29 protein-coding genes and 2 pseudogenes are annotated in these 22,382 nt (G+C 59.6%); 18 read left to right on the forward strand and 13 right to left on the reverse strand.

The features are described from left to right. A pseudogene (locus HMPREF3009_RS13880) lies at positions 1 to 205 on the forward strand (hypothetical protein); the annotation flags it as partial. On the opposite strand, the gene HMPREF3009_RS12750 reads toward HMPREF3009_RS13880, so the two are convergent. Beyond that, complete coding sequence (locus HMPREF3009_RS12750; protein ID WP_070682406.1) at positions 202 to 1,119, reverse strand: Abi family protein; 918 nt, start codon at positions 1,117 to 1,119, stop codon at positions 202 to 204. The pseudogene HMPREF3009_RS13880 and the gene HMPREF3009_RS12750 overlap by 4 nt on opposite strands. A 311-nt stretch (positions 1,120 to 1,430) precedes the next feature. On the opposite strand from HMPREF3009_RS12750, the gene HMPREF3009_RS13890 reads away from it, so the two are divergent. The 6 genes from HMPREF3009_RS13890 (at position 1,431) to HMPREF3009_RS12780 (ending at position 4,916) form a co-directional block, all read left to right on the forward strand. Beyond that, a complete protein-coding gene (locus HMPREF3009_RS13890; RefSeq protein ID WP_232761147.1) occupies positions 1,431 to 1,754 on the forward strand; it encodes a phage antirepressor KilAC domain-containing protein in 324 nt (107 codons plus the stop codon). Continuing rightward, positions 1,751 to 2,236, forward strand: a complete 486-nt coding sequence (locus HMPREF3009_RS12760; protein ID WP_049154434.1) for a hypothetical protein — start codon at positions 1,751 to 1,753, stop codon at positions 2,234 to 2,236. Before HMPREF3009_RS13890 ends, HMPREF3009_RS12760 begins: the two co-directional genes overlap by 4 nt. 115 nt (positions 2,237 to 2,351) lie before the next feature. After that, entirely contained in the window at positions 2,352 to 3,686 is a 1,335-nt protein-coding gene (locus HMPREF3009_RS12765) for a DUF445 domain-containing protein (RefSeq protein WP_049154436.1), read from the forward strand. 15 nt (positions 3,687 to 3,701) lie between these two features. Further along, on the forward strand, positions 3,702 to 4,163 hold the full coding sequence (locus HMPREF3009_RS12770; RefSeq protein ID WP_049154438.1) for a CGLAU_01105 family protein: 462 nt from the start codon (positions 3,702 to 3,704) through the stop codon (positions 4,161 to 4,163). 13 nt (positions 4,164 to 4,176) lie between these two features. Continuing rightward, positions 4,177 to 4,467: a DUF2516 family protein gene (locus tag HMPREF3009_RS12775; RefSeq protein ID WP_049154440.1), complete on the forward strand. Its 291-nt coding sequence runs from the start codon at positions 4,177 to 4,179 to the stop codon at positions 4,465 to 4,467. Then, complete coding sequence (locus tag HMPREF3009_RS12780) at positions 4,467 to 4,916, forward strand: deoxyribose-phosphate aldolase (protein ID WP_070682409.1); 450 nt, start codon at positions 4,467 to 4,469, stop codon at positions 4,914 to 4,916. Before HMPREF3009_RS12775 ends, HMPREF3009_RS12780 begins: the two co-directional genes overlap by 1 nt. 3 nt (positions 4,917 to 4,919) lie before the next feature. Here the strand turns inward: HMPREF3009_RS12780 and HMPREF3009_RS12785 are convergent, their stop codons facing one another. From HMPREF3009_RS12785 to HMPREF3009_RS12795, 3 genes are read right to left on the reverse strand one after another with little or no spacing between them, the layout of a single operon-like run. Next, on the reverse strand, positions 4,920 to 5,717 hold the full coding sequence (locus tag HMPREF3009_RS12785; protein WP_046647834.1) for an LmeA family phospholipid-binding protein: 798 nt from the start codon (positions 5,715 to 5,717) through the stop codon (positions 4,920 to 4,922). A gap of 23 nt (positions 5,718 to 5,740) precedes the next feature. Next, the gene (locus tag HMPREF3009_RS12790) at positions 5,741 to 6,550 is read right to left on the reverse strand and encodes a class I SAM-dependent methyltransferase (RefSeq protein WP_046647833.1); all 810 of its coding nucleotides are present in this window, start codon (positions 6,548 to 6,550) and stop codon (positions 5,741 to 5,743) included. A 27-nt stretch (positions 6,551 to 6,577) separates the two neighbouring features. Continuing rightward, the gene (locus HMPREF3009_RS12795; RefSeq protein ID WP_046647832.1) at positions 6,578 to 7,069 is read right to left on the reverse strand and encodes a DUF2505 domain-containing protein; all 492 of its coding nucleotides are present in this window, start codon (positions 7,067 to 7,069) and stop codon (positions 6,578 to 6,580) included. A gap of 24 nt (positions 7,070 to 7,093) precedes the next feature. On the opposite strand from HMPREF3009_RS12795, the gene HMPREF3009_RS12800 reads away from it, so the two are divergent. Then, the gene (locus tag HMPREF3009_RS12800; RefSeq protein ID WP_046647831.1) at positions 7,094 to 8,215 is read left to right on the forward strand and encodes a UDP-N-acetylmuramate dehydrogenase; all 1,122 of its coding nucleotides are present in this window, start codon (positions 7,094 to 7,096) and stop codon (positions 8,213 to 8,215) included. Between the two features lie 74 nt (positions 8,216 to 8,289). After that, a complete protein-coding gene (locus HMPREF3009_RS12805) occupies positions 8,290 to 8,487 on the forward strand; it encodes a hypothetical protein (RefSeq protein ID WP_070682411.1) in 198 nt (65 codons plus the stop codon). 37 nt (positions 8,488 to 8,524) lie between these two features. Here the strand turns inward: HMPREF3009_RS12805 and HMPREF3009_RS12810 are convergent, their stop codons facing one another. Next, on the reverse strand, positions 8,525 to 9,001 hold the full coding sequence (locus HMPREF3009_RS12810) for an S-ribosylhomocysteine lyase (protein WP_046647829.1): 477 nt from the start codon (positions 8,999 to 9,001) through the stop codon (positions 8,525 to 8,527). Between the two features lie 84 nt (positions 9,002 to 9,085). On the opposite strand from HMPREF3009_RS12810, the gene HMPREF3009_RS12815 reads away from it, so the two are divergent. After that, positions 9,086 to 10,252: a YihY/virulence factor BrkB family protein gene (locus HMPREF3009_RS12815; RefSeq protein ID WP_070516420.1), complete on the forward strand. Its 1,167-nt coding sequence runs from the start codon at positions 9,086 to 9,088 to the stop codon at positions 10,250 to 10,252. Positions 10,253 to 10,254: 2 nt separating this feature from the next. Here HMPREF3009_RS12815 and HMPREF3009_RS12820 read toward each other — a convergent pair whose 3' ends face one another. From HMPREF3009_RS12820 to HMPREF3009_RS12830, 3 genes and pseudogenes are all read right to left on the reverse strand, one after another. After that, positions 10,255 to 11,283: a hypothetical protein gene (locus tag HMPREF3009_RS12820; protein ID WP_070682414.1), complete on the reverse strand. Its 1,029-nt coding sequence runs from the start codon at positions 11,281 to 11,283 to the stop codon at positions 10,255 to 10,257. 111 nt (positions 11,284 to 11,394) lie between these two features. Further along, positions 11,395 to 11,598: a hypothetical protein gene (locus HMPREF3009_RS12825; RefSeq protein WP_046647827.1), complete on the reverse strand. Its 204-nt coding sequence runs from the start codon at positions 11,596 to 11,598 to the stop codon at positions 11,395 to 11,397. A 165-nt stretch (positions 11,599 to 11,763) separates the two neighbouring features. Then, positions 11,764 to 12,366: pseudogene (locus tag HMPREF3009_RS12830) on the reverse strand (hypothetical protein); the annotation flags it as partial. Positions 12,367 to 12,909: 543 nt separating this feature from the next. Here HMPREF3009_RS12830 and HMPREF3009_RS12835 point away from each other — a divergent pair. Further along, entirely contained in the window at positions 12,910 to 14,070 is a 1,161-nt protein-coding gene (locus HMPREF3009_RS12835; RefSeq protein WP_070682420.1) for an RtcB family protein, read from the forward strand. Between the two features lie 140 nt (positions 14,071 to 14,210). Here the strand turns inward: HMPREF3009_RS12835 and HMPREF3009_RS13605 are convergent, their stop codons facing one another. After that, the gene (locus tag HMPREF3009_RS13605) at positions 14,211 to 15,488 is read right to left on the reverse strand and encodes a Fic family protein (protein WP_070682423.1); all 1,278 of its coding nucleotides are present in this window, start codon (positions 15,486 to 15,488) and stop codon (positions 14,211 to 14,213) included. A gap of 332 nt (positions 15,489 to 15,820) precedes the next feature. Here HMPREF3009_RS13605 and HMPREF3009_RS14005 point away from each other — a divergent pair, with 332 nt between their 5' ends. Beyond that, a complete protein-coding gene (locus HMPREF3009_RS14005; protein ID WP_369816125.1) occupies positions 15,821 to 15,916 on the forward strand; it encodes a hypothetical protein in 96 nt (31 codons plus the stop codon). A gap of 257 nt (positions 15,917 to 16,173) precedes the next feature. After that, positions 16,174 to 16,296 carry a hypothetical protein gene (locus HMPREF3009_RS13945; protein ID WP_255365576.1) on the forward strand — a complete coding sequence of 41 codons (123 nt, stop codon included), beginning with the start codon at positions 16,174 to 16,176 and terminating at the stop codon, positions 16,294 to 16,296. Between the two features lie 543 nt (positions 16,297 to 16,839). On the opposite strand, the gene HMPREF3009_RS13480 is transcribed toward HMPREF3009_RS13945, so the two are convergent. Then, on the reverse strand, positions 16,840 to 16,989 hold the full coding sequence (locus HMPREF3009_RS13480; protein WP_158010524.1) for a hypothetical protein: 150 nt from the start codon (positions 16,987 to 16,989) through the stop codon (positions 16,840 to 16,842). A gap of 312 nt (positions 16,990 to 17,301) precedes the next feature. Here HMPREF3009_RS13480 and HMPREF3009_RS12845 point away from each other — a divergent pair, with 312 nt between their 5' ends. The 4 genes from HMPREF3009_RS12845 to HMPREF3009_RS13895 all read left to right on the forward strand — a co-directional run bounded on the left by HMPREF3009_RS12845 (position 17,302) and on the right by HMPREF3009_RS13895 (position 20,241). Beyond that, positions 17,302 to 17,778, forward strand: coding sequence for a TIR domain-containing protein (locus HMPREF3009_RS12845; RefSeq protein ID WP_070510573.1), 477 nt, complete (start codon positions 17,302 to 17,304; stop codon positions 17,776 to 17,778). Continuing rightward, on the forward strand, positions 17,748 to 18,215 hold the full coding sequence (locus HMPREF3009_RS14010; protein WP_070682426.1) for an HIT family protein: 468 nt from the start codon (positions 17,748 to 17,750) through the stop codon (positions 18,213 to 18,215). Before HMPREF3009_RS12845 ends, HMPREF3009_RS14010 begins: the two co-directional genes overlap by 31 nt. Beyond that, positions 18,212 to 18,745 (forward strand): hypothetical protein, encoded by a 534-nt coding sequence (locus tag HMPREF3009_RS13350; RefSeq protein ID WP_070510576.1) that lies wholly within the window; start codon positions 18,212 to 18,214, stop codon positions 18,743 to 18,745. Before HMPREF3009_RS14010 ends, HMPREF3009_RS13350 begins: the two co-directional genes overlap by 4 nt. Positions 18,746 to 19,131: 386 nt before the next feature. Continuing rightward, positions 19,132 to 20,241 carry a type IIL restriction-modification enzyme MmeI gene (locus HMPREF3009_RS13895; RefSeq protein WP_232751613.1) on the forward strand — a complete coding sequence of 370 codons (1,110 nt, stop codon included), beginning with the start codon at positions 19,132 to 19,134 and terminating at the stop codon, positions 20,239 to 20,241. 269 nt (positions 20,242 to 20,510) lie between these two features. On the opposite strand, the gene HMPREF3009_RS13615 is transcribed toward HMPREF3009_RS13895, so the two are convergent. Beyond that, positions 20,511 to 21,122, reverse strand: a complete 612-nt coding sequence (locus tag HMPREF3009_RS13615) for a hypothetical protein (RefSeq protein WP_198531146.1) — start codon at positions 21,120 to 21,122, stop codon at positions 20,511 to 20,513. Between HMPREF3009_RS13615 and HMPREF3009_RS13485 the strand changes: the two genes are divergently transcribed. Beyond that, positions 21,121 to 21,426 carry a hypothetical protein gene (locus tag HMPREF3009_RS13485; protein WP_049157405.1) on the forward strand — a complete coding sequence of 102 codons (306 nt, stop codon included), beginning with the start codon at positions 21,121 to 21,123 and terminating at the stop codon, positions 21,424 to 21,426. The genes HMPREF3009_RS13615 and HMPREF3009_RS13485 overlap by 2 nt on opposite strands. Here the strand turns inward: HMPREF3009_RS13485 and HMPREF3009_RS13900 are convergent. Together HMPREF3009_RS13900 and HMPREF3009_RS13905 are read right to left on the reverse strand one after the other, a co-directional pair. After that, positions 21,423 to 21,578 carry a hypothetical protein gene (locus tag HMPREF3009_RS13900; RefSeq protein WP_187357596.1) on the reverse strand — a complete coding sequence of 52 codons (156 nt, stop codon included), beginning with the start codon at positions 21,576 to 21,578 and terminating at the stop codon, positions 21,423 to 21,425. The two genes, HMPREF3009_RS13485 and HMPREF3009_RS13900, sit on opposite strands and share 4 nt — an antisense overlap. A 352-nt stretch (positions 21,579 to 21,930) precedes the next feature. Next, entirely contained in the window at positions 21,931 to 22,329 is a 399-nt protein-coding gene (locus HMPREF3009_RS13905) for a DMT family transporter (protein ID WP_232751614.1), read from the reverse strand. Between the last annotated feature and the right edge of the window lie 53 nt (positions 22,330 to 22,382).

Genomic DNA, 22,382 nt, shown 5'->3' on the forward strand with positions numbered 1-22,382 from the left:
TACGTGTCCACGATTTGCGGGCAACCCCAGTGCTGGAAGTGAGTCCTACAGCGGTGTCACAACCGGATGCAAGTGGGGGCGGCTGAAGAACTACGGCGAGAAACTCGTCGAGAACATCGTCCAAGCAGTCGCTCGTGACCTACTCGTCCACGCCATGACACTCGACGCAGACGGGTACGAATGCGACTACTACCGCAAAGATTAGACGCGCCAGAGAGGCAACTCGCCCCAGCTGTCAGGTGCTCCTGTGCGAGAAAACGGCACGATGGGATTGTGCGGGTAGGTGTGGAACAGCTTCGGTAGCCGGTCGGCTGGAGACAATTCCAGTTGGCGCTGCAAGTATTGGATAAGGGAGAGCTGCCCGAACACGCGATTCATTCCTTCAGCTACCGGAGCCAGCCTGACGTCATTGTTCAGTTTCGGTTTGATGTCGTAAACACGGTTGAACATCCTTGCATGATGAGCTGCGTAATTACGCAGAATATTCAAGGATTTCAGCCATGATTCAAGCTGAGGACCAGTTAGGCCGCAGGGCTCGGCAATCCGTTTGCGCACGATATTGGGCGACATGCCGTACAGGTACGACAGCATCCCCCAATCCATGATTTCGACAGCCGCCCAGATGGGTAGAGTCCCGCCATATTTGGATTTGTGGTGGGCGACGAAGTCCTCCTTCGACGCTTTCAATGCCGACTGGTACTTTCTCAGCCACACCTCGTGCACGCTACGCCCGTCTTTGTTTCGCTGCCGTGCCCGGGCGCTCAAACGCTGGGGATCCAAATAGATCAGCGGGTCAAGGCGACCCAGCTCGTGACCGAGCTTGGTTCGAATAGCCAACTCCACGCGATCAAGCTCGATGAACACGCTGTGGCGCAATTGTTCGTCAAACCCATAGAGGGCTACCACCAGGTCAAACGATGCTCCCTCAACGAATTCATCTCGGGCAGTGCCGTCGTCTTGGGAGAAACGGCGCATCGGGTACCAGTATCCGGACAAGCGGTAGTAGTTCAATTGAGCCAGCAGCGTCTCAGCATGCTTGGGATCATCCACTCGCATCCCACGCTGACGAAGCAATTCGACCTGTTCACCGTAGGTCTTGAACTGCTTCACCTGCTCCACGCACACCCCTGTTTGATACAAAAACGAAGACCGGCCCTGGACTCCCATTGAGGCGGGCAGCGGAACCGGTCATGTTGACTACGAGGTTACCTGGTTGATGACGCCGAGGCAAGAGCACGGGACATGGAGCCATCGGTACGATCCGAACCATCACCTCGGGCGGACAGGTCCTGTTCTGCGGCTGGGACGTGGCGACCGCCCTCGGCTACGCCAACACGAAAGATGCCCTGGCGCGTCATTGCAGGGGGTCGTTAATCACTACCCCCTTGAAACGGCTGGTGGCATCCAGCAGGTCAGGTTTACCAGCGAAGGTGTCCTATTACGACGTGGTGCTGGCGTCGCCGTCGCTGATCACCACCACCGAGATCGCCAAGGACTACGGCCTGTCGGCGAAGAAGCTCAACCAGATTCTGCGCGGGGAGCAGGTGCAGTTTCACCAGCCCGGGCGTTGGTTCCTCTACGCCAAGTTTACTGAGAAGGGTTACACCCAGTCCAAGACGTACGAGTACGACGAGGGCAAGACCTGCACCCACATGTACTGGACGCAGAAAGGCCGCCTGTTCATCTATGACCTGTTGAAGAACATCCGTGGCCTGCTGCCGGTGGTCGAGCGTGAAGGCGAGGACGCCAGATGACCACCACTGCGCTTCTTGATATCGGAATACCGAAGAAGAACGTCGAAGGATACCCTGACCCGACCTGCTACCGGGCCCTGAAAGCGATTCAGCGCGCCGAGATCGACTGGGCTCACCAGATGGACATCCCGAACCACCACCAGATCACCGACCAAGCCGGGCTGGAGCAGGTGGCCAGGTTGGATCACGTCGCCGCAACCTACACCAACGACCGGCGCTCGTCTGCGAGCTTCATTTCCTCGGACTGTGTCGTGATGGACATCGACAACGACCACACCGAGGAATCATCCAACTGGGTGACACTGGAGAAGCTCGCCGAGTTGATAGCGGGTGTGGTGTTCATGACCGCCACTTCCCGTAACCACCAGAAGGCGAAAGGCGTGCTGGCGGCTAGGTTCGGTTTCTTTGATCAGCAGGCGTTGGATGCCGGACGGTTCATCTACGGAACCACAAACGGGCCCTCGGCAGGCTGGCGTTCATAAAGCTAGGAGTCGATCTTAGTGTTGGTGGCAATCGAATGTGTCCGGTACGCCCACTAATGTTGATTAATGGATTCACTATTCCCCATCATTACGCAGACCCAAGGAGAACCAACCCATGACGCACCGCGCAGACGCAGGGCTTGAGCCGGCTCGGGAAACGTCGGCGGCGCAGACGTCGTTTGTGCCGCAGCCAGGAAACCAGGAGGCGCGCCGGGCGGACCTGCGCCGCTGGAAGGCGATTGCGCTGTCCTTCCTGATTGGTGCGGCGGTGATCTTTTTGGGGTGCTCGTGGTGGCAGGCGTCGGCAAGCGGGGCTCCCGTCTGGGTGGGCTACGTGCGCGCGGCAGCGGAGGCAGGAATGGTCGGTGGACTGGCGGACTGGTTCGCGGTGACCGCGCTGTTCCGCCGCCCCATGGGGCTGCCCATCCCGCACACCGCGCTCATCCCCAACAACAAGGACCGCGTGGGTGATGCGCTCAAGGACTTCGTGGAGGAGAACTTCCTCACCGCGGATGCACTCAGCGCCAAGGTGCGGGAGGCGGAGATACCGCTGTGGCTGGCGCGCCAGGGCGTGGAGCCTGGGCGGGCGGAGGAGGTCTCCGCGTGGATTGGTGAGCGCGCAGCCAGCGTGGTCGCAGACCTAGACCCGGCGGAGGCAGAGCAGTTCATCCGCACCCAAGTCATGGACCGTCTGGCAGAGCCGGAGTGGGGCCCGCCGCTGGGGCGCCTGCTGGAGGGCTATATCGCGGAAGGCAAGGCGCGGCCGCTGGAAGATGACCTCATTGAGTGGGCGCACGGCAAGATCCTCGGCATGGAATCCACGGTGGTCACCGCCATTGATGAGCGCATGCCCGGCTGGGCGCCGCGCTTTGCCCGCGAGATGGTGGGGGAGAAGGTCTACGCCGAGCTTGTGGAATTCGCCGATGAGGTCCGCCGCAACGGCAACCACGAAGCCCGCCTGGCCATTCGCCGCAACCTGTCCAAGCTGGCTTCGGACCTGCAGTGGGATGAGGACATGCGCGGGCGCATCGAAGGCATCAAGCAGGAGATGCTGGCCTCCGATCAGGCGCAGAAGGCGCCGGCGGCGATGTGGGCGACGGTCTCCTCCACGCTCATTGAACAGCTCACCGACCCAGAGTCCTTCCTGCGCCAGAAGATCACCGCCAAGGTGAAGGAATTGGCGCACCGCCTGCTGGAGGATTCCGAGTTCCTGGCCCAGGCCAACGAGCTGGTGGACAAGGCCGCGCGCTACGCGGTGGAGAAATTCGCCCCGGAGATCATCGCGATTATTCCGGAGACCATTAAGCGCTGGGATGCGCAGGAGGCTTCCGAGAATATCGAGCTCATGGTGGGCAAGGACCTGCAGTTCATTCGCCTGAACGGCACGGTCGTGGGTGCACTGGCTGGGTTGGTTATCTACACTGTTAATCATCTGCTTTTTGGCGTCTAACAAGGAGTGACGACCATGTCCGTATTTGACTCAATCAAGAATGCCGGTTCCTCTGCTTTTGATGTGGCCAAGGATTTTGGTGGCCGTTTCAAGGAGGAGCGCCAGAACCAAGCCCAGAGCGCGCAGGCGGATCGCATTGCCCGCGCCGCCGATGAGGCGGGCATGGGTGATGGCACCGCGAAGGAAGAGTCCTTCTTTGACCGCGTGACCTCCACGGCCAAGAACATTGGGGAGTCTGTGTCCTCCGCAGCGCGCGAGACCCGCAACTCGGAGTCTTTTGAAAAGGCCCGTGAGGATTTCACCACGGCCTTCAACGAGACCCGTGAGGGTGTGCAGGGCGCTATCAACAACGCCAAGGAGCAGCGCGCGGAGGGCAAGCATGCCCAGCAGCCGCAAGAGCCGCAGAGCCCGCGCAACCCCTACGCACAGAAGCCGAATGACGATGTCATTGACGGCGAAGTAGTTGACGAAAACTAGTTAGTCTTTCTTGATGCACACTTTTCTTAACATTATTGCGTCGATACCGCACTACATTTTCATCGCGGTATCTCTCTTCGCCCTCTTTGGTGCCGTCCTAGCGGCGATGACGCGGGAGGATGCCTTCCGCGCCGGTGACCGCCAGAACAAGTGGGTATGGGTCGGCCTGCTCTTCGGCTCCGCCCTGTTGATGAACCTGCCGCTGCCTTTTGTCAGCTGGATTGGTGCCATCATCACCGGCGTGTATTGGTTTGACGTGCGCCCGCAGCTCAAGGCCATCATCAACGGCGATTATTCCTACTAATGCTGAATCTGCTTGAGGCCTCCGTGGAGGAGGTGCGAACCCAGTCGGCGGGGCAACAGCGAGTGCTGGTCTCCCCGCACCACGTGCTTGCCGCTGAGGGCGCCGAGCACGTTATTGCTGTTGCCGGTTATCCCACCGGCCGCCACCACTCCTTGGTGAAGGCGGCGGAGGCGCGGCTGGCCGTGCAATCAGGTGCCGCCGAGGTGTGGGTTGCGGTGGATGCGCTGCTCGGGGATGCCACCTCGCTCCTCTCCGAGCTCGTCACTCTCCGCGAGGCCTGCCCGCTGCCCGTGCGCTTGGGGCTCATTCTTCCTGAGCGTCCGGCTCTGCCGTTGCCGGAGTATGCGCGTGCTGCCGAGCAAGCGGGCTATCAGTGCCTCATTGAAACGAGCTCCGTCGTTTCAGACGACGAAGCCCTGGATACGCAGCTCTCCATAGAGAGCCTTTAATTCTTAATTAGCCGGTGCCTGCTGTGCTGGCGCGGTGGCGGAATCGAGTTCGCTCATTGGAACGTCGTGGCCAATGAGGGTGAGCGTCAGTTCCCCAGCCCCAACATCCACGGATTCAAAGGTCAGCTGCTGGCCCGCGAGCTGTTCCTCCATGCCTTCGGCCAAGGCATTCGAGATCGCGGAGGTCGCCTGCTCGGGCAGGTCGAAGCCGAAGAGCGATGCTTCCTTCGCATCGATGGCGAGCTTGCCGTCGCGAGCCTCCGGCTTGAGCGAGAGCGTGGCTAGGCCACCGGCAAATTCCACCTCGAGGTCGTCCTCGGCATCGTTGGCGGTAATCGCGGTGACCACCAGGTTGCCCAAGGCGTCATAGCCGGACTGCTCAGCAATGGCCTTTTGGAAGCTGGCGAGCAGGAACTGATCCGGCACCGTCGTCGAAGCCCGCAGCGTGCCCGCAACCGGCTCCTTGGACAGCGTCATGTCTTCGACGTGCACATCAGCGGCCGGTTGGCCGGTGATGGTGGTGCCCTCAATCTTCAGCGTGGACGGGGTCTTCATATCCATCTGCGGAATCTTGCCGTTGAGCAAACCAAAGACCATAGGGCTGGCACCAAAGCTCACCTCCGGTTCCTCGGAGGTCTCCACGCCCTGCTCCTTGGCGGACTGGGTAAATTGGCTCTTCATCTGAGAACCCAAGAACCAGCGCAGGCCGAGCTCAGCAAGCAAGATGATGAGCAGGAGCGTCACCAGTACGCCGATGAAAATTTTCCAGGCCGTCGAGGCGGGAGATTTAGAAGAAGCCATGACTACTAGTGTGGCGCACTGGATTAAAGTTGGCCAACTACCAGGTCCCAATCCACTGTGAGAACGTTGTCCCGCAGGCGGCGGTTCACCGGGTGGATGGGGACTGTCTGCCGGAGTTCTTCGCGCGCCATGCGCCAGCGCACCCGCGGGCCATATGGAGACCAGCCGGCGGCGCGGTCCCAGGCGGCGTCGGCCGCTTGCAAGAGCTCGTGGATCGGTTCACCCGGCACGTTGCGGTGGATGAGGATTTTGGGAAGGCGCTCCGCAATATCGCTGGGGCGCTCCACGTCGAAGGGATCCCAGGCGAGGGTCAGCGTGCGCGGGCCGGAGGCGTCGAGAAGCACCCAGGCCGATCTGCGTCCCAGCTCGTCGCAGGTTCCCTCCACGAAGTAGCCGCCGGGAGCCAAGCGTGAAGTCACCGTGTTCCAGGCTTTCTCCACCTGGTCGACGTCGTACTGGCGCAGCACATTGAAGGCGCGCACCAGCTGCGGGCGGTAGCCGGCAAGCTCGAAGCCGCCGAGCTCGAAGCTGACACCATCGCGCGGCGGCAGGACGCGCTCGGGGGAAATCTCTAGGCCCGTTACCCGGGTATGCGGGTTAACGCTGCGCAGCCAGCCGGCCCACTCCACGGTGGTGGTGTGGGAAGCGCCGTAGCCGACGTCGAGAGCCAGCGGCTTACTCGTGGAGCGCAACAGCGAGGAGATCTCCGGGTGCGCCACCATCCACCGATCGCAGCGGCGCAGGCGGTTGGGGTTGGTGGTGCCGCGGGTAACAACGCCAAAAGGCCGACCAGCGCTTTCCTGAGCCTTCAGGTTATGCGCGTGATCGGCCATGGCAACAACTGTGGTGTAGGGAGTTGTTTAGAGGTTGTTGGAGATCCACTCTTCGGTGAGCTTGCCCTCGTTGGTGTAGAGCTCCTGCAGAGCTTCAGCGACCTTCGGCTCGATGGCAGCGCCCATCATCGGGATGTTGACGGAAACCTCGGTGACGTAATCCAGAACGGTGGTCTCATCCTGGGCCTTGTAGGTGATGTCACCCTTGAAGTCGACCGGGGTGCCCTTGACGTCAGCGGTGAAGGAGACGGAAATCTGCTCGTCGACCAACTCGCCGATGGTCACGGTGCGCTTTTCCTTCAGATCCTGGGAGACCATGGCGCGAACGGCCTCCGGAAGGAGGGAGGTCGGAAGAATTTCGTAGAGCACAGCGGTGTTGCCGGTGAACTCGTGCACGGTACCCGGTTCCGGGGACAGCTTGGCCACGATGAAGTCCCAGTACTCCTGAGTGGTCAGTGCCTTGTGCACCTTATCGATGGGCTGGTTGATGATAACGGTGTTTTCGCTACGGGTTGACATGAGTTACAGACTACCTTGGTAGACGTGCTAGATAAATTCCTGACCCTCGCTGACATTGACGGAGTCACGCTGGATTCCGAGACCACCTTCGCCGATCTCACGACGCTGCGCATCGGTGGTGCACCGCTGGTGACGGTGCGCTGCGGCAGCGCTGAGTCGGCGGTTGCGGCCTTGGCCGCGCTTGACGACGCCTCCCAGGACTACCTCGTCGTCGGCGGTGGCTCCAACCTCGTGGTGGCGGAAGGTCAGCTGGATGTCGTGGTCGTGGTGCTCGACTTCGAGGATATCGATGTCACCGTGGCCAACGGCCTCGTGCGCGCTGATGCGGGCGCGGTGTGGGATGACGTCGTGGCCCTGACCGTGGAGTGCGGCCTGGGCGGCATTGAGTGCCTGTCCGGCATCCCGGGCAATGCGGGTGCCGTACCGGTACAGAACGTCGGCGCCTATGGCGCGGAGACCTCCGACGTCCTCACGCAGGTCTACCTCTATGAGCGCGCTACGCGGACCGCGAGCTGGGTACCGGCGGAAGAATTAGAGCTGGCGTATCGCTACTCCAACCTGAAGTTCACTGGACGCGGCGTGGTGCTGGCTATCGAGCTGCAGCTGACCACCGATGGACTGTCCACACCCCTGCGCTTTGGCCAGCTCACCCAGAACCCCGGTGAGCGCCGCCCGGTCGCGGAAGTCCGTGAGGAAGTGCTGAAGCTGCGTCGCGGCAAGGGCATGGTGCTCGACCCAGAAGACCACGACACCTGGTCAGCCGGTTCTTTCTTTACCAACCCCATCGTGGAACCGCAGCTTGCCGATTCCATCCAGGAAGCCGTCCGCGCCGCCCGCGGCGACGAGGATGCGGACCGCATGCCGCGCCATGCGGTGCCGACAAGCGGCACCGCATCTGGAGAAGGAAAAGAAAAGCTCTCCGCCGCCTGGCTCATCGAGCGAGCCGGCTTTGCCAAGGGCTACCCGGGTGAAGAGTCAGGTGCGAAGGCAACCCTGTCCACCAAGCACACCCTGGCGCTGACCAACCGCGGTGAGGCCACCGCAGATGACATCGTTGCGCTGGCCCGCGAGATTCGCGCCGGGGTTCAAAAGGCCTTCGGCGTGACGTTGGAGCCGGAGCCCATCTGGCTAGGGGTAGAAATATAAGTGCGAAATATTTAAAATAGCGTTGAATTGCTAGCTCGCCGCCGCAAACACTAGGTGCCCAGAAAGGACCTCGCATGTACATCCCCAAAGACGTACTCTTTGCCATCCTCCTCTTTGTTTCGGCCCTTCTTTGCGCGGTGGCGATGCTGTTGGTCCCAGGCCTGTTCGCGGAGTTCAGCGCAGCGCGCTGCACCTTAATGGCGAGCGTCTTGGGGCTCGGCGTCGCCGGGCTGTTTTTCTCCCGCATCCAGATCCGACGCCTCGAGCACTAGCTGTTAGGGCTCCATTGCCCCAAGCTTTCACCGCCGCTTAGGCCATGACGTTGAGCCACTCATCCTTGGCCGCGAGGAAATCGCGTGCGGCCTCCTGTGCGCCCTCGAGTGAGTGGTGGGCGCCCCAGCCGCACTGTACCTCGTTGGCGGCGGGAACCTCGGTGGCGTTGAGGATGTCATTGAGTGCGCCCTCGACGGCGCGGAGCAGCTCGTCCTGCTCCATGCCGTTGGTGATGGCGTAGAAGCCGGTGCGGCAGCCCATCGGGGCAAAACCGATGAGCTTGTTGGTGTAGTTGCGCATGAAGTTGGCCATCATGTGCTCCACCGAGTGGATTGCCTCGGTGCCGAGGTGCTCCTTGTTGGGCTGGCAGAAGCGCAGGTCATACTTGATAATCTCGACTCCGCCGCCCAGGTCGGTGCGGTCGGCGACGCGGATATAGGGGGCGTCGACAAGCCGGTGGTCGAGCTCGAAGGACTTTACGTTGATCTTGTTCTCGGTGTTCTTCTCAGTCATGCTTTCCCAGTGTAACCACGGCTTAGCCTGTGGCCCGAGTGTCCTTCCCCTGAATGCGGGCTGTGCCGCATACGCTGGTCAGATATGAGCGAAGAGGAGATTGGCGGCAACGCTATTCCGGCCGAAGAGCCAGAGACCATCGTGCCGTTTAAGAGCTCGACCATCCTTGAGGTCCAGGGCCACGATGAGGAACGCGACCCTTTCTCCAGGGACAACCGGCTCCGCAAGGAGAGCTGGGGGCTGATCATCCGCCGCACGTGGAATGACTTTTTCCACGATGCCTTCATGGACCGTGCCGCCGGGATGACCTACTTCACGCTCATGGCTTTTGCGCCCACGGTGCTGGCCGCCTACTCCATTGCCACGCTCATCTTCTCCTCCCGCCAAGCGGAAGTGGAGCAGCTGACCTCAGAGCTCATCGAACAGTACGTCCCTGGCTCGCTTTCTGAGCAAGCCCATACGGTCGTCGGCACGATCATCGGCTCTAGCGCGCAGGGCACGTTGGCACTGATCATTTCCCTGGCCATTTCGCTGTTTTCAGCGTCGGCGTATGTGCGGGCCTTCTCGCGCACTGCCAATACCGTGTACGGCCGGGTGGAAGGCCGCGGGATCATCCGCACGTGGGCGCTGATGTGGGGGCTGACAGCAGTCATCGTGGTGGGCGCGGTCATCGTGCTTTTTGCCAACTTGCTGCGTGATGCTGTTCTTAACGAAGGGTTGATTCCGCTCGCGCGCAACGTAGGGCTAGAAGATACCGCCACGTACTTGGTAAGAATCTTCCTTCCGGTGTGGAACTGGCTGCGCTTTCCCGTCACTGTGATCGTGGTGCTCACGCTCATTGCAGTGCTCTATCACTTCGGCCCCAACGTGCGGCCTGGGCGCTTTAGGTGGATTACTTATGGTTCGGTGGTGGCGCTCGTGGGCACAGTAGTGTCCTGGGGGCTGGTGGGCCTCTACCTGAAGTACCTCGCTGCGGCCAGCGCCTATGGTGCGCTAAGCACCGTCATGGCGGTGTTCATGGCTATGTGGTTGATGAACACCGTGCTCATCGTCGGCATCAAGATTGATGCTGAGGTGTTGCGTGCCAAGGAACTGCAGCTGGGGCTACACTCCGAGCGTTTTATCCAAGCCCCGCCGCGCTCTGATAGCTCCTCTCAAGCCCAGGCCCGCGCCCAAGAGAACCTGGAGCAGAGGGCGCGTGAGATTTCAGACAACGCGCGGCAGGCACAGGACGAGACGGCAGGGATGTAGCCCTACTTCAGAGCGAGGTGGAAGGGAATCTCGGTGCCGGGCACGACGATGCCGAACGCGCCGTCTTCCGCGCCATTCTCAGGCACGCTGACAGCCACTCGGCCGGTACGTTTCTCTTGCGGCTGGAAGGGAGTGTCTACGTCGATAAACCCATTGACATCCCACATGAGGGGCTGCCCATTCGATTCCTCGCCCGGGCCGAAGTAAAGGAACGCCATTTCCGAGCCGGCGTCGGTCTCGTTGCCCACGTACGTCAAGGTCAAATCAAAGACCAGGTATTTCTTCCCCTCGTCCGGCTGCTTGTAGGAAGGGTCCGCGGCCATGACTTCGTCCGTGCCATCGAAGTTGAGGTTGCTGACATCCACGTGCCATTCCGGCCCTTTCAGCGTCGTGTTGAGCGGTAGCGGGTTAGAACGCGAACCGGGCGTGCCTTCCTCAAGGACTTGGTTTCCGTTCTCATCAGGAACGCTGTTGTAGTATTCCGTCGCTGTTGGGGTGGGGGAGCCCGTGCTGTCCAGCGTCTCCTCCTCATCCCAGGGGCGCACCGTCGTGCCCACGACAGAACTTGATATTTCGGGTGTTTGCGTAGTGTCCGGAAGAGAACCGATGAATTTTGCGGCCATGAAGAAGAAAAAGACGACCGAGGCGATCAAGCTGCCCACCACAGTGATGATCAGGGCGACTGCTCCCCACGCAGTTGACTGGTCGCTGAGGAAAAGTGAGACCGCGCCGGTAATAAGCGCTGCGAGGAGAAGGATCCAGCCTGCGGCGTAGATGCCGGGGATGCAGGCGATGATTGTGCCGAGAACGGCGAGAACCGTGGCGATGATTCCAACGACGGACTTTTTCTTTGGTGGCTCTGGCTGGGGCTGGGCAGCCCCGTAACCGCCGCCAGGATTGTTATGGGGAGTGCCTAAGGGTGGGAAAGGCTGGTTGGCATAGGGGTTCTGCTGTGGTCCCCCGTGCTGGTGCGGCCTCTGCTGACCGGGGCCTGGGGGTGGAGTGTGCGGCGGATACGGAGGTTGGGTCATGAGTAGCTTCTTTCAGGAGAGCGTCAGATGAGTCCCGATAATAATCGCCGCATGGCTACTGCACCTGGGAAAGCAGCTAGCCGGGGAGCGCTCCTAACTGCCCAAACGCTGTCACTGCGCAGATTCTTCCGAAACCTGGCGGTGGCCAGCGGCCTTTTCTTGCCCGCGCTTATTAATCAGTGCTGAGACTAGGAATCCAAACCCCATAACCGTCGTGGCCCTGGTTGACCACTCGTAATCAGCGATGAGCCAACCGGCAAGGGAAATGACGCTGAGTGAGCCGACAGCTGTTATGAGGAATTTTTCAATATCCATGCTTCGTCCTCTGGTTCGTAGAAGTCTCGCAATTAAGTAAGCGGTGCCTTATGCGAAAAGCTATCACGAGGCGAAGGGTGCAGACAGAAAAGAAGCCGAGGAGGCCCGCTTCTGAGCGGAGGTCCTCGGCTTGTTCTAAGGGCTTGCTGTTAGGGGGCTAGCGCCTTAGGCGGAGGGGTAGGTGTCGTCATCGGTGAGGCGCACGGTGTCGTCGAGAAGCATGGCAATCTCGGCGGCCTTGGCGTCCTGTGCCGGAAGGCGGCGGCCTTCGATGACCTCGAAGAGCGGGGCGCGGCCCAGCATGCCGGCCTCGAAGTGGGCGCGGCCAGCACGCAGGCGCTGCTCGGCGCGCTCACGCCACTGGGCGGCGGCATCCGCCCTGCGTTGCTGGGACACAGCCTGCTCGAACACACCTGGGTGAGCGTAGACGATGAGCGCGCTGACATGGCCGAAGCCAAGCGAGGTCAGTGCCGCGGCCTTCACGCTGTGGCCTGCCGCAGCGAGGTCCAGCGGGGAGCGCAGCCACACCAGGTTCGGCGCCTTCGGAGCGATGAGCGGGTCGACGCAGTCCAGGGACACGTTCGCCGGGATGCGGTGCGTGCGGAAGACGTCGATGATGCCGCCGGTCTGGAAGAGCGCGGCACCCGCCTTGGAGTGGCCGGTGAGCGTCTTCTGGGAGATGACAAACATCGGCTGATCCTCATCGCGGCCAATCGCTGGCCACAGCAGGGAGTGCAGCTCGGACTCGTTCGGGTCGTTGGCGCGGGAGATGAAGCGCTCGTCGATGCCGCCGGCGACCACGACGTCGGCCTTGCCCAGTGCACTCTTGCTGCATAACCCAGATAAAGATCCAGCCCACTCTCGACTAGGGCGAGGCGGGCTGAACGATTAAACGAAGCTTGTCACGGCGCACGACACCCCGCCAGACGGACGAACAAATGAGCAGGCAGTGAATGCGGTTGAATGGACGGTGTCAAGTTTTCGTGGCTGGGTGAATTTCCTTGCATCATCAATCGCATGTAGAAATCGCATACATCGTGTAGGCTCACAGGCAGCACTAACAGCCGAAAGAAGAACAAGAAAGCATAAAGGAGGCGAACCGCGATGATGACCCATAACAATCAGCCGCTAGGACGCTTCTTTAAGCAACTCTTCTAACAGGCTGACTTGACCATTTCCCGGGAAAGCGGCCCTGCTTATCCCGGACGTTGGTGCCAGCCGCGCGACCCGCGCGCACAACTCACAAGTCAGCCGCCCAAGCAGGCCCTTTCTCACGAACTGCGTTACGTAAACGCAGAGAAAGGCTCTCTTATGCGCCTGCACAACTTCGCCTCCATTGTTGAAGACAAGACGGTGGCGCAGGCACAACTCGTCGCTGACCTGCCCTTCGTCTACCCACACGTGGCGCTCATGCCTGACGCCCACTTTGGTAAGGGCTCCTCGGTCGGCACCGTATTCGGCACGCTGCGCGCCGTCATCCCGGCGGCCGTCGGCGTGGACATCGGCTGCGGCATGATTGCCGTGCGGACCCACCTCACGCACGCGGACATCCAGGACTTTGTGCTCGAGGACCTGCGCACCGCGGTCGAAGACTCCATTCCGCTCTCGCCCGGCAACTACAACGGTTGGATCATGGACCCGCGCACCGAGGCCCGCACGCGCGAGCTCGCGCAGCTGGCCCAGGACACCGGCGTGGACCTTCGTCATTCGAAGAACTGGCGTCAGCAGCTGGGCAGCTTGGGCGGCGGCAACCACTTCATCGAGCTGTGTCTCGACGAATCCGACCGCGTCTGGCTGTTCCTGCATTCTGGCTCGCGCGGCGTGGGCAACAAGATTGCCCAGAAGCACATCAAGGCCGCGCAGCGTCACTGCGAGAAGCACTGGATCCAGCTCGCGGACAAGGACCTGGCCTACCTCGTCGAGGGCACGGAAGAGTTCGACTCCTACATTGCGGATCTCCACTGGGCACAGCACTTTGCGCTGCTCAACCGCGATGAGATGATGGACCGTTTCCTCGACTGCGTCGCCACCTGGGCCGGCGCAGACCGGGAGACCCTCGAGCTCGAGCGCATCAACTGCCACCACAACTACACCCAACGTGAGAGCCACTACGGCAAAAATGTGTGGCTCACGCGTAAGGGCGCCATCAAGGCGGACGAAGGCGACCGCGGCCTCATCCCCGGCTCGATGGGCACCACTAGCTACGTCGTGGAAGGCAAGGGCTACCCGCCGGGCCTCAAGTCTGCGCCGCACGGCGCGGGTCGCGTCATGTCGCGCACCCAGGCCAAGGCCCGCTTCACCGAGGCGGATCTTGCCGCACGCATGGAAGGCATCGTCTATCGTCCCGGCGCCGAGTTCGTCGATGAGATTCCGGACGCCTACAAGGACATCGACCGCGTGATGGCTGATGCCGCCCAGCTCGTCGAGGTCAAGCACACCCTGCGCCAGATCCTCAACGTCAAGGGCACCTAACCTGCGCCATGATGGGACCGTCACTTTTAGTGACGGTCTCTTTTGAGCTTTCCGACGCCCCCTCCTCCTGCAGCGTCGCATCAGCACGACGCTTTGCCTTATGCAAGGAAACGAAGTGCGTGACCACTATTGATTACTGCTTATTTATCGCGAAGGGCTGGAACTGCTCGGCCGGTCGGGGGTGAAAGCTGAGTATTAAACTGCGTCGAGGCGAGTTGGCGTTCAGCATCGTCGACCAACATGAAAACATCGTCAGCGAAGTAACCGAGAAGCCCGCCCGCACCGATGACTTTCTTACGCAGAATGCCAGCGTCGGTGAGTGAATCGAGAGCATCTCGGGCCGTGCTTGTCGATGAAATCCCCAGCTCGGACTTCACGATGGACACCGTGACCAAAGGCATGGCAGGAAGCTTCTTGAGCAGTTGGAACTCCGTTGAATTCGATTTCAATGCGCGCTTGCTTCCTTGCGCAGTGCGGTGGTGATTGACCTTGTCCATCCATTCTGCTTCTAGCGCGGCGACGCTATCCGCAAGTTCAGCTGCTTTGGTGGTGGCGACTTGTGCAGCCTCGACGAAGAAAGAGATCCATGCCAGCACGTCACCCTCGCGGAATTTCGTGAGTCCGTCGACGTAACGGTCACCGAGCGTTGCCAGAACCATACTGACGGGGAGAACCGCAGCATCGGTGAGCCCTCTGCGCTGCAAAAGCGCGTGAATCATGGCTCGTCCCACGCGCCCGTTCCCATCCGGGAATGGGTGGATGGTCTCGAACTGGGCATGAACGAGCGCTGCTTGAACGAGCGCGGCGTGGTCTGCCCCGTTGAAGTATTCAATGAGATCGTCGAGGAGTCTTGGGACTTCTACAGGAGGCGGGGGGACAAAAGCCGCACCGATGGGGTGATAGTCAGACCCGCCAATCCAGTTTTGAGTAGTACGTACTCCTTGTAAAGGCTTTTCTGCAACGAGTGCAGTCTGCATTGCAACAATGTCATCCAGGACCAGCTCGTCTTTGTAAGCCAAGTCTGCATTGATGGTGTCGAGGATGGCGACATTGCGGGCGACAGCTGTTGCGGATTCTTTGAAACCCCGAATTCCGGAATCTGATTCACGCGCGAGGATCGCCATGGCTACTTTGTCGGAGTTGGGAGCGATTCCCTCGATCCGGGAGGAAGCGACGGCCTCAGAACGGAGCAGGAGTCGCGCAACTCCTTCAAGCGAGTGGGTATTGTCTCTCATCCCAAGATTGTGAATCTCCCGCTCGATGCGAACGATACGTCGCGAGAGCTCGGACGGAAGCTTCAACGACATGCCTGCAAGTGGATCGGGAACGAAAGCGTGATACTTACCTCCTTGTTTGGCGCGTCGAGAAAGACCGCTGCCATCAGCGGGGATCCATTCCAATTCGACTGTTTTTGCCACAGCTGACTCCTCTCATGCGCTTGGGGCATTGGGGATAAGGTTTATCTCGGTAGATTGATGTCCTAGTTTACCGGGATAGCTGTTATCCCGGTGGACTGCGAGCGCAATGCGCCAGATAACTCTTATCGTGAGTCACTGCCTTGTTAAAGACGCTTGATACGGTCCTATGCTTCGTATGACACTGGATGAGTGGAAAAGATTAACGGAGTTCCAGTAACCGGTAAGATGCTTCAATGTTTTGCTGACGAGGCGGAAGCCGGATATAACCTCGAAGTCTTGTGTAAACGGGGACGGCCGAGTTGGTGAAGGCGCATGACGCACTCGATAGGGAAGTGGACAAAGTATTTGGTGCTTCGCGAAAGCTGACCACCGAACGTCAACGCCAGGAGCTACTGTTCTCCAATTACGCGAAACTCACCAACAATTAACCCAACGCTTGTTCGAACATGCCGCGCCCATGTTTTGGGATGCGGTCCATGGTCGGGAACATGATTTTCCTCAACGAATACAACGAACCCTGTAAGTTGTCCGTGATCGATACGTCTGCCGGCAAGATGGAGAGGGGGTTGCTATGAGGTGGCCAGCGCACTGCGCGCCACCGCATGCTTCCTCGAAACTTTAGAATTACTGCCTGATGTGCCGACTGTGCGGGATTGTCAGCGCGACGCAGACGAGCTAGCCAACATTGTCGACTCACTCTGCGACGAAGTCGCAGCCGACGAACGGCATCCCCTTAATCGATTCGGTGACGGGGTCGATGGTGGCCGAGGCTATTCAGCGGATGCTGGCTGGGGAGGCGATGTACTGAATTCGCAAGGACTGGAACGACCGCGGCCTCCTCGCTCCATGGGTGCGCGTGGTCGGACAGGGCACTGAAAGTGATGTGCGCAATCCTTCCACCAAAGGGTGCGTGAGTACCGACCGATTCTGCCGGACGGCACCCGCTCTAAGGCCTCACTGATGTAGGTGCAAGTGGCGTGGCCAGCGATCGTGGACGAGGACGCTTGGCAGCAGGTTTCCGATGAGCTTGACGCGAGGAAGCGGGTCCAGAACTTCTACCAGCCCGGCACCGGTACGGCGAAGCAACTGTACCCGTTATCAGATCTGATCAGCAGCTCGACATGTGGAACTGCGATGATTCACCGAGGTTCCGTCTATCGGTGCATCCAGCCGGCGCGCGGCGGGTGTCCACAGATCGATCCGCTCCGCCGAAATCTCCAAACTCGTGGAGGAGGCGGTGCTGGCAACGTTCAAGCAGATCCTCCTGAACCCCACCAAACGCCAAGCAACCGGCGGTGGCTTGACTGCGCGGGGCAGGCTTACTGCGACGCTCGACGCGGACCGAGAGCGTCTAGTGCACCTGAATGATGGCCATTACGACGGGCTCGTCGATAAGGTCATGCGGGTGCGGCAACGCGCGCGAGTCGCGGGACGGATCGAAGCCACCCGCCGCGCCCAACTCGCACTGTGTGGCGCGAGACACCAAGAACCAGGTCGCCATGCTCCGCGCCGAGGCTGACGAACTCCGCAATCTACCAGTGAACGATGTCGCACGCTTGATCGAGGCCAAACGTGCCGATCAAGAGCAGCAGTGACGGCAAGTGGCGAAACGGGAGCGGCAGATCAGAGAGCCGTTCGAGCACGACCGGTACCGCAGCGATCCGCGACGCGACGGGCCGACACCGGGCCTGTAGGCCAGCGCATCTCGGCAGCAAGCACGCCCTCAGAAGCTAGGGTGTGGGACCTGAATGCTCGGGTATACTAACGAAAGAGAGCGAACTTCTCTCCGAGAACGAGTTCAAAGGAGAAAGATATGGCCGTTTTTTACTCTTTCCACTACGACCGAGATGTTCATCGAGTGCAACTCATCGAACAGATGGGAGCACTCGAAGGGCAACCCATCCTTAATCATCAAGAATGGGAGACTGTCAAGAGCGGTGGCGACAATGCCATCAAAGAGTGGATCTCTGACAAGATGAAGTGGAAGTCAGCCGTCATCGTCCTTGTTGGCAAAGAAACTGCGTCGCGTGAATGGGTCCACTATGAGATCCAGAAGGCATGGGATGACAAGAAGCCTCTTCTCGGTATTCGGATCCATGGCCTGTCCTCAATGGGAAGTGTCGATTCATCAGGCCCCAACCCCTTTGACAGAGTCTCAGGCGTCTCAGGAGTTCCGATCTTTGATCCGACACAGACCGACTGGACAGGGAAGATCGATTCCAAAGCCACCTACAACTACCTGAAGGATCATTTGACGACATGGGCAACGCAGGGCAAGACTCGTCTGTGACGGCTGAACCCAATTGCCCGTTTTGCACAATTGTGCAACGGAACGATCCTGATGCGCGCGAGGTGTATCGGGACGATCAGGTGGTGGCATTCTTTCCCACGGAACCAGCCGTACTGGGCCACACCATGATCGTCCCGCGCGTGCATGTCCCGTTTATTTGGGAGTTGCGAGACGACGATGCCGAGCACATCGGTCTACTAATCTCGCGCATGTCACGGGTAATCGTGGAAACCATCGGGGCCGAAGGGCTTAACGTTATTCAGTCGAACGGCGAAGTCGCCACGCAGAGTGTCAACCACGTTCACGTCCATCTCGTTCCGAGATGGAAGGATGATGCCATCGGACGCATCTGGCCTCCGGAGACTCATTACTCTGAACACGCGAAAGATGAAACTTGGGACGCGCTTCGCGACGCTTGCAGAAGGCTTCGGCCATGACGGAGCGAGACGGACCGAAGACCAGGGCCACGAGCGAAACCGTTTGGCTAAAGCACCTCGACTACGTTCAAAGCGTCGTGTCTCGGATGGCCCATTCCTCGACGCAGGCGAAGAGCTGGCTCCTGCCGGTGGTCACCGCGACATTCGGATACGCGCTTACCCAACGATCAGGAACTGTGGCAATACTAGGAATCGCAGCTATTCTGCTCTTCGGCTACATGGATGCGAGTTACCTGCGGCAAGAGCGAGCGTACAGGCGACTTTATAATGCCATCGTTGCGGGAGAAAGGGTTCCCGAACTCTCGCTCGACCCGCATGATATCGACCGAAATATCCCAGACGCGGATGGCGATCCATCACCGCAGGACAGGGATGACAAAGGGCTAGGATTTTGGAAAAATTTGCGGACAGCCTTCTACGGCTGGTTTTTCTTTGATCCTAGAGTCTGGTTCTCGTGGTCGATCTTCCCCTTCTACGGCGGGTTCCTCGCCGTGGGAATCGCGGTTCTTTGGTATGCAGCCACCCACTGAGCCAAACGGCCCGCACTGAACAACGCCTCAACGTGACCTAGCCAGATTTACGCTTCCTCAAAACCAGCCCAGGGTTACACGACACCGCGATAGGTGACCTGAGCCACCATGTGCGACCATCGGTGAGGATGCCGTCGTAGCGAGACTTATCATGGGCCATTCGAGTCTTGGCATAGTCTTGGAGCTACTTAATGTAGCTGTAGTCACCCGTGAGGTTTGTCAGGGGTTTCTCACGCCAATGTGAGGCCGGAAAGACGAAGCTGGCATTACACCAGGTAAGCCTTGTTATGCTTATCGAAGGTTTGTCTGTGGTGGCCCTTGATCGTGGTCTTGCCCGGTTGAGCTGTAGATTTTCGTGAATTGGTAAAGGGAATAGAGGCGTCACAATGGCAAAGTTGAACCTGCGCGCAGTCGAGGAACGAACGTCGAAACTAGGTGGCCGTGCCGAATATGATCGCGAGTTCTTGTTCGATTTGCTCGAAGCCTATGGTCGCGCCAAATCTTCAATTACGCGACTGCGGTCGGGAAACCTCGATGTCGCGCAGGATCCTTCGCGAGAAGTAGCGCAGAAGAATGTCGTTTACTTCCATGAATCAGAACCGGGGCAGGCTTTCGATGATCTTGTTCGGCTGTCGACTGCGGCTCACGTCACTCGGTATACTCCGCGCTTTGTCATCGCCACGGATTATTCAGAGCTTGTTGCGCTTGATATGAAGACGCAGGAGAATCTCAAGACTCCGATTGGTCAAATTGATCAGCACTTCACGTTCTTCCTTCCGTGGGCGGGCATGGAGAAAGTCCAGTATGTCAGCGATTCGCATGCTGATGTTCGTGCCGCAGAGAAGATGGGAAAGCTCTTCGATGAGCTTTTCGAGGCAAATCCGAACCTTGCGGACGGAAAGGCTGGCGTTCACAGCCTTAACGTATTCTTTACTCGCCTTTTGTTCTGCTTCTTTGCGGAAGATACCGGCATCTTTGCACCGGACGTGTTTACGACTGCAATTGGTTCGCAGACTCAGACCGATGGCAGCGATATGCGTGATTTTCTCATCGCAGTTTTCCATGCATTAGATACTGCTAAGGCTGACGATAAGCCTGCCAATTTGAGGGACTTCCCATATGTCAATGGTCGCTTATTTAGCGAAACAGCTGACATATCTGTTCCAAAATTCACCGGAAAGGCTCGCCAGCACCTGATTGAGCTCGGTAATTTGAACTGGAAAGATATCAACCCGGACATTTTTGGCTCGATGTTTCAAGCGGTTGTTACTCCCGGCCAACGCTCGGACATGGGCCAGCACTATACTTCGGTGCCTAATATCCTGAAGACTATTGAGCCGCTGTTCCTTGATGAGCTTAAGGATGAATTCGATGCGTCATTCGATAGCATTCCGCGATTGAACAGACTTTACGATCGCATTGCACTGATTAAGGTATTTGAAACTTTCATGCCACGACGGATACAAACGCGCGCGAACTACGATTTAGCTGCCTGACTGGTTCACCGACGTAACCTCGCGCTTCATTGGACGTCGAAAGTCTTCGACTGTTTTTCATTATCTTCGACCCAGTGAACGGTTAGCTTTGTGCCTGCGGTGCCCATCGAATACGAGACTGGCACTTTCCAGATGACCCCAGGTTCCAGCGTGATTGGCTGATCATCCACAAGGAGTCTCATAAGGCCCGATGCGGCTTGGCCTTCGAAGGTCACCGCTTCAGCAGCGAGATCACCAGTATTGGTAACCTCAAACCAGTGTTTCGTTTCCTATTTGATCTTGCCGCGCTTGTCAATTTCCTTTTCGTGTCGCTCGCTCTTTGACTCGACGCGGAAGCGGACGCCGAGCGGCTCATGGCGCACCCCGACCACGGAGAGATCGATTTTGACTAGGTCATGCTCGACGGCAGCCCAGACTTGGTTCTCCAGTTGACGGATGTCATCGAATTCTCCGAGCAGTCCCCGCTCCTTGATTTCATTCTTGAAATTTCGGAGACCCTCGAGTTGCGCAGTATCGACGTCATGAGGCAGTGGGGCTCTTGAGAAAAGCAGGTGTACCGGTTTCCCGCTGTTTACTGCTCGCTCAATCTCTTCAACTGTTCCCGACACTGCATCTGGTGTTGGTGAGCCGAGTCGGCTGCCGAAGAGCGCGACCACGATGTCGGCTCCGTCGACTCCCTGGGTGTTGATGATCTCCTGAGAGTGACCTCCGAGCAGCGGTACAGAATTGGTCTCCCACCGCCACGGCAGTAAGACTACATTCCGAGTCGTCGCGTGGAGTCGATTCCATGAGTGCAGAGCGCCCTCGACTGCATCTCGGGCATCGGGTACGTCGGATGGGGAGGCGACGAGAACGCGCAGAACGGTTGCCGGAAAGCTCATGACTTTATTCAACGTGTCTAACTGCCCGGGTGACGAGAGGAGAGTCCTAGGACCACTAGGAACTGGTCGCGATTGTCTGTTCGCTGCCGTCGCGGCGCAGGCCCTGTCGCGCGCGGCCAAGGCGGGCGATACCTCTCCCGGGGCCGTGACGGCGGCGATCAAGACGACGGCCGAGTGGCTACACAATACGCCGGCGATCGCGCGCGATTCCTATATCAATCCGCGGGTGATCGAGCTGTTTGAAAAGGGCACGGTCATCTCGGGTAAGGCGACCGACGCGAAGGTGCGGGCCCTGCTGACCTAGGCTTCGTCGCTCTCCGGCCACGTGATGGGCGTGGGCGACACATCGCGGGCGGCGAAGCGTTCCGAGCCGATTCCGGCGGCGACGACGAGCACGATGCCAAGGACCTGGATTGGCAGCGGTACTTGGGCGAGGACGATCGCGCCGATAAGCACGCTGATCGCGGGCTCCAGCACATGAGGGTGCCGAAGGCGGCCGGGGCCATGGCACGCAGCGCGACGATTTCGAAGGCGAGAGGGATGACCGGCATCAGGAGTGCGAGCCCGAGCGCCGTGGCGATGACCGGCAGGGACAGGTACGGCAGCGCCTCGGGTAGCCCGATGGGCGCGTAGGCGATGGCGACGATCGGGATGGTGTAGGCGAGGGCGCTGATGCCGGAAAACCGATCACCGACGCGTTGGGTTAAGACGATATACAGCGCCCACCCGAGCCCGGAGCCGAGGGCGAACAGGATGCCGACGACGTCGACGTTACCGATCCAGGGCCGGGTCAGTAAGACGACGCCGATCATGGCGAGGGCGGGATAGGAAAGGGCGCGCCGCGAGGTGCTTGTGAGCGCGGCAAGGACGAGTGGGCCGAGGAATTCCAGAGCCACGGCGGTGCCGAGTTAGATGCGCTGGATTGCGGCAAAAAGAAGAAAGTTAGCGAGCCGGTGGTGACGCCGAGGGCGGTGACGAGACCGGCGTCACGCCAGGTCATACCGCGCAGGCGCGGGCGCGCGATTGCCAGGATGAGGACGGCGCCGGCGGCCACGCGCAGCCAGGCAGCCCCGCGCGGCCCGACGTCGTTGATCAAGCCAACGGCGAAGGCTTCCGAGAGTTGGACCGAAAGCATGGCAAGGACGGCGAGTAGCCAGGGCGGCACCTCGGCCGCACGGGCTTGCTGCTTGTCGCGCCATAGGCTCACCCTTCCAGGCTAAACCCTGCCTTGGCCATTGCCCACGCCTGCGGTTCAATGGA

The organism is Corynebacterium sp. HMSC034H07, assembly GCF_001815175.1.
Taxonomy (GTDB): domain Bacteria; phylum Actinomycetota; class Actinomycetes; order Mycobacteriales; family Mycobacteriaceae; genus Corynebacterium; species Corynebacterium hiratae.